The organism is Neisseria sp. HMSC70E02 (assembly GCF_001838645.1).
Taxonomy (GTDB): Bacteria; Pseudomonadota; Gammaproteobacteria; order Burkholderiales; family Neisseriaceae; genus Neisseria; species Neisseria macacae.
The window spans coordinates 23,107-24,750 of sequence record NZ_KV838089.1 but is presented as its reverse complement, the minus strand read 5'-3'; the positions used below and the strand labels follow the sequence as shown (position 1 = coordinate 24,750).

Genomic DNA, 1,644 nt, shown 5'->3' with positions numbered 1-1,644 from the left:
ACTGGTTTAAAGTTAATCCACTATAAAAATGCAAGGCAGGAACTTGGCGCTTTATCTCCATCCACTCAAAACAAAAGAGAGAATTTATGGACACAACCAAACCTACTCCCCATCCCGACCAACAGGCCAACCGCCGCTATCTGACCGTGTGGCGGTGGCATTTTTATTTCGGGCTATTGGTCGCGCCCTTTCTGACCCTGCTTGCCGTAACAGGTCTGGGCATGCTTCTATTCGCCAACATCACCGGCAAAGAGGGCGAGCGTATACACGTTACCCCGCAGGCGCAGGTGCAGCCTTTGTCGGCGCAGGCGGAAGCGGCGCGGCAGTCTGTGAACCCTGAAACCGCGTCGGTGGTGCAATATATCGCGCCGCGCGCCGACGATATGGTTGCCGTGTTCCGCGTGAACAACGACGACAAAGCGACCATGGTCGCCGTCGATCCTTACACGGCGAAAGTCGTCAGTTCCATGCCGCGCAATGAGGGCTGGTATCACACGATGGACGGAATCCACGGCGATATGATGCTCGGCACGGCGGGCGATTACCTGATAGAAACCGCCGCGTCGCTGACTATCTTGATGATGATTACAGGGATTTATTTGTGGTGGGCGAAACAGCGCAGCCTGAAATCCATGCTTGTGCCGCAAACGGGCAAAGGACGCTCGTGGTGGCGCAGCATGCACGGTGCGTTCGGCACTTGGGTTTCTTTGATTTTATTGTTGTTCTGCCTGTCTGGTGTTGCTTGGGCGGGCATTTGGGGCGGTAAGTTCGTTCAGTCTTGGAGCCAGTTCCCCGCCGGCAAATGGGGGGTCGAACCGAACCCCGTATCCGTCGTGCCGACCCACGGCGATGTGTTGAACGACGGCAAAACCAAAGAAGTACCGTGGATTCTGGAACTCACGCCCATGCCTGTTTCCGGTACGACGAAGGGCGAAAACGGCATCAATCCGAGCGAACCGATGACCTTGGAAACGGTTGACCGCTTCGCCCGCGAAATCGGTTTCAAAGGCCGCTACCAGCTCAACCTGCCCAAAGGCGAAACGGGCGTGTGGACGCTGTCGCAGGATTCGATGAGCTACGACATGGTCAGCCCGACCGCCGACCGCACGGTGCACATCGACCAATACAGCGGCAAAATCCTGGCCGACATCCGTTTCGACGATTACAACTTCTTCGGCAAATTCATGGCGGCCAGCATCGCGCTGCACATGGGGACGCTGGGCTGGTGGAGCGTGCTGGCGAACGTCTTGTTCTGCCTGGCGGTTATCTTCATCTGTGTCAGCGGCTGTGTGATGTGGTGGAAACGCCGCCCGTCCAAAGCGGGCGGACTGGTTCCTCCGGCGCAGAAAATCGAGCTGCCGGTATGGTGGGCAATGGCTGTGCCGCTTTTGATCGTGGCGGTATTGTTCCCGACCGCCATCGCCGCCATCGCCGTGATTTGGCTCTTGGATACGGCCTTGCTGTCGCGGATTCCGGCGTTGTCGCGGTGGTTTAAATAAACGCTTACGGCGTGTGGCAGACGATAAACCGTCAGGCTTGATTTGCCAAAGCTAAAAGGTCGTCTGAAAACCAAATTAGGTTTTCAGACGACCTTTTTTGACGATTAACTGCAAATATAGTGGATTAAATTTAAATCAGGACAAG

General features: G+C 55.8%; 1 protein-coding gene. It reads left to right on the top strand.

Going from position 1 to position 1,644, the window contains the following annotated elements; all coding sequences use genetic code 11:
• Window positions 1-86: 86 nt before the first annotated feature.
• Window positions 87-1,499, top strand: coding sequence for a PepSY-associated TM helix domain-containing protein (locus HMPREF3277_RS06365; protein ID WP_003780083.1), 1,413 nt, complete (start codon window positions 87-89; stop codon window positions 1,497-1,499).
• The last annotated feature ends 145 nt before the right edge of the window (window positions 1,500-1,644 follow it).

Coding starts and splice junctions, on each gene's coding strand:
- HMPREF3277_RS06365 (WP_003780083.1), top strand. CDS start 87: ATGGACACAACCAAACCTACTCCCCATCCCGACCAACAGGCCAACCGC.